Consider the following 3,227-nt stretch of genomic DNA (forward strand, 5'->3'; position numbering starts at 1 on the left):
AACAAGACCGCTCCGCCCTGTGTCCCGTTTGCTGTGTTGTGATTTTGAAAACATTCCGGTGGAATGTTTTCAACGAAATTTTCAATCACCACAACCAACAGATACAGTACGCCGTGTCAATTAAACCGCTCGTCGATTACCCGAGCCGTCTTTTTCATACTGCGGGGCAGCACGCCGACCTCGACCACCTTGACAATGGGGGTAAAGCCGATGCGGCTCTTGACCTGTTCTGCAATGCGGCGGCTCAGGTCTGCGAAATCCACATCGCCGGTGGATTCCACGTAGATGCGCATGGTGTCCTTGCCGTCCAGATGGGAGATACGAATCTGATACTCGCTGGAGATCTCCTCGAATGTGCCCAGAATCTCCTCGATCTGGCTGGGGAAGACGTTGACGCCCTTGATCTTCATCATGTCGTCCGTTCTGCCCATGATGATGTCCAGCCGCGGGAACTTGCTGCCGCATGCGCACTCGCCCGGAATGATGCGGGACAGGTCGTGGGTGCGGTAGCGGATCAGCGGTGCGCCCTCTTTCACCAGCGTGGTGATGACGATCTCGCCGATCTCGCCGTCCGGCAGATTCTTGCCGGTCATCGGATCGATGATCTCCAGATAGATGTAGTCGTCCCAGTAGTGCATGCCGCAGTTCTCGTGGCAGCTAATGCCGATGCCCGGTCCGTAAATTTCGGTCAGTCCGTAGATGTCGTACAGCTCGATGCCAAGCTCGGTGGAAATGCGGTCACGCATTTTCTGGCTCCAGCGCTCCGAACCGATGACGCCTTTTTTCAGGTAGATCTTGTCCTTGATGCCACGCTTGCCGATTTCCTCCGCCAGCAGCAGAGCATAGGAGGATGTGGAGCACAGCACCGTGGACTTCAGATCCATCATCATTTGCAGCTGCTTTTCCGTGTTGCCCGGCCCCATGGGAATCGCCATAGCGCCCAGCTTCTCGCAGCCGTTCTGGAAGCCGATGCCGGCAGTCCACAGTCCGTAGCCTGGTGTGATCTGCACCCGGTCCTCGTTGGTCACGCCGGCAAACTCATAGCACCGCTTGAACATCTCGCCCCAGTCATCCACATCTTTGGCGGTATAAGGGATGACCACCGGTGTGCCCGTGGTGCCGGAAGAGGAGTGGATGCGGACAATGTCCTTGTCCGGTACGCCCTGCAGTCCCAGCGGATATGCCTCCCGCAGGTCGCCCTTGGAGGTGAACGGAAGTGTTTCGAAGTCCTCCTGTGTCCGGATGGATGCCGGATCCAGACCGGCGAATTTTTTCTGATAGAATGCGCTGTTTTTTATGACGTTTGCCAGCTGCTTCTGAAACAGCGCAAACTGCTGTGAATTCATTTTCATAGTGTTTCTGCTCCCTTACAGATGATATCGATTGCCTTGAGGTTGATGGCATGGAACTTTTGCGGCAGACGTTCTGTGACGGCCTGCCGGATTTCCTCCGGCGTGATGCCCAGACCGCCGGACTTTGCCGCCGCCGCCAGAAGGGCAATGTTCAGCACCTTCGGTGAACCGCATGCCTGACAGATGCCGTCAGCGTCCACGATCTGGACGTGGGAAAAGTTCTGCGTCAGATAGTCCAGCATCTCCGTGCCGGTGTAGGAGTCCTCGCCGGAGAGAACGGCGGTGACGGGCTTGACTGCCTTGCGGCTGACCACAATGACGCCGTCCTCCCGCAGATAGCGCAGACAGCGCACTGCCTCCGCCGGTTCAAAGGCAATCATCACATCAGCGGAGTGTTCCGGAATCAGCGGCGTTTCGATCTGCGCTCCATAGCGCACGTGGCTGACCACACTGCCGCCACGCTGCGCCATGCCAATGGTCTCGGCGTTGCGCACCTGCATGCCCTTTTTCATGGCAGCGTAGGCAATGAGCTTTGCGGCGAGGACGGTACCCTGTCCTCCCACACCGCACAGCAGACAATTCCAGTTTTTCATTTTGCGGCCTCCTTCCGGTCAATGGCGTGGAACGGACAGATCTGGGTGCACAGTCCGCAGCCGGTGCAGAGGGATGGCTCGATCTGTGCCTTTCCGCCGGAGAGCGTGATGGCGGGACAGCCGATCTCCCGAATGCAGAACTTGCAGGAGGTGCACTTTTCCGTGTCCACGCACACCGGTGCAGCCGGCTTGATCTTGGCGATGCAGGGGCTGCGGAAGATGATGGCACGAACGCCGGTTTCTCCGGCGGCTTTCTGTACTGCCGCAACGGCAGCGGCGTAGTCCAGCGGGTCAGTGATCTGGATGGAGCGGACGCCGATCGCCTCCAGAATTTTTTCGATGCTGATGCAGTTGGAAACCTCGCCCATCATGGTGACGCCGGTGCCCGGATGGGGCTGATGTCCGGTCATGGCGGTGGTGGAGTTGTCCAGCACCACCAGAATGATGTCCGTCTGGTTGTATACGGCATTGACCACGCCGGTGATGCCGGAGGCAAAGAACGTGGAGTCGCCGATAAAGGAGAAGTGGAGGGTGTCCGGCTCAATGCGCTGCATGCCCTGTGCCATGGTCACATCTGCGCCCATGCAAAGGCAAGTATCCGTCATGTCCAGCGGCTGGGCGTTGCCCAGTGTGTAGCACCCGATGTCACCGCAGAACACGGCTTTCCGTCCCTTGAGCGCCTTTTTGACGGCGTAGAACGAGGCACGGTGGGGACATCCGGCACAGAGTACCGGCGGACGCACCGGAAGCGGCGGCGGTGTCGGAAGTTCCGGCTTTTTCGGCATTTGTACCGGCAGGAACTTCTCCAGCACACCGGCAACGCTTTCCACACTGTTTTCGCCGGCCGGCTGTACAGTACCGTCCAGCTTGCCGTGGATGACGGTGGGCAGGTGGTACTTGCCGCACAGGTGGATCAGGGCGTTTTCGATGACCGGATCCAGCTCCTCAATGACCACGACTTTCTCCAGCCCCTCCAGAAACCGGAGTGCGAGTGCCTCCGGAAACGGGTTGGCGGTGGCGATCTTCAGGAATTTTCCAGCCTTGCCGCAGTGGTGCAGCACCTCTCTGGTATAAGTGGCGCTGATGCCGGCGGTGGCGATGCCGAACGTGCCCTCGCCCTCCAGCTGGTTGAACCGGTAGCCAGAGAAATCCTGCCCGATCTTCGGGGCATTTTCCTCCAGCTTGATGTGGTTGAGGTAGGAAGTGCGGGGGAAGATGACCCAGCGGCTGGTGTCCTTCCGGAAGCCCTCTGCCGGACGAATGCCCTTTGCCTCCCGCAGGG

General features: G+C 58.9%; 3 protein-coding genes. All 3 read right to left on the reverse strand.

What is annotated here, in order from left to right; genetic code table 11:
- Window positions 1-116: 116 nt before the first annotated feature.
- Window positions 117-1,352 carry a phenylacetate--CoA ligase family protein gene (locus QZL66_RS01380; RefSeq protein ID WP_022409978.1) on the reverse strand — a complete coding sequence of 412 codons (1,236 nt, stop codon included), beginning with the start codon at window positions 1,350-1,352 and terminating at the stop codon, window positions 117-119.
- The gene (locus QZL66_RS01385) at window positions 1,349-1,945 is read right to left on the reverse strand and encodes an indolepyruvate oxidoreductase subunit beta (protein ID WP_022409979.1); all 597 of its coding nucleotides are present in this window, start codon (window positions 1,943-1,945) and stop codon (window positions 1,349-1,351) included. Before QZL66_RS01385 ends, QZL66_RS01380 begins: the two co-directional genes overlap by 4 nt.
- Window positions 1,942-3,227 (reverse strand): thiamine pyrophosphate-dependent enzyme (locus QZL66_RS01390; RefSeq protein WP_293601753.1); only part of this gene is annotated, 1,286 nt, incomplete at its 5' end. The genes QZL66_RS01385 and QZL66_RS01390, both read right to left, overlap by 4 nt.

The organism is Ruminococcus sp. CAG:330 (genome assembly GCF_000437175.1).
Taxonomy (GTDB): domain Bacteria; phylum Bacillota; class Clostridia; order Oscillospirales; family Ruminococcaceae; genus Ruminococcus_C.

What these genes read in the sequence shown, in the direction of transcription:
- QZL66_RS01380 (WP_022409978.1), bottom strand. Translation starts at nt 1,352, where the DNA reads ATGAAAATGAATTCACAGCAGTTTGCGCTGTTTCAGAAGCAGCTGGCA.
- QZL66_RS01385 (WP_022409979.1), bottom strand. Translation starts at nt 1,945, where the DNA reads ATGAAAAACTGGAATTGTCTGCTGTGCGGTGTGGGAGGACAGGGTACC.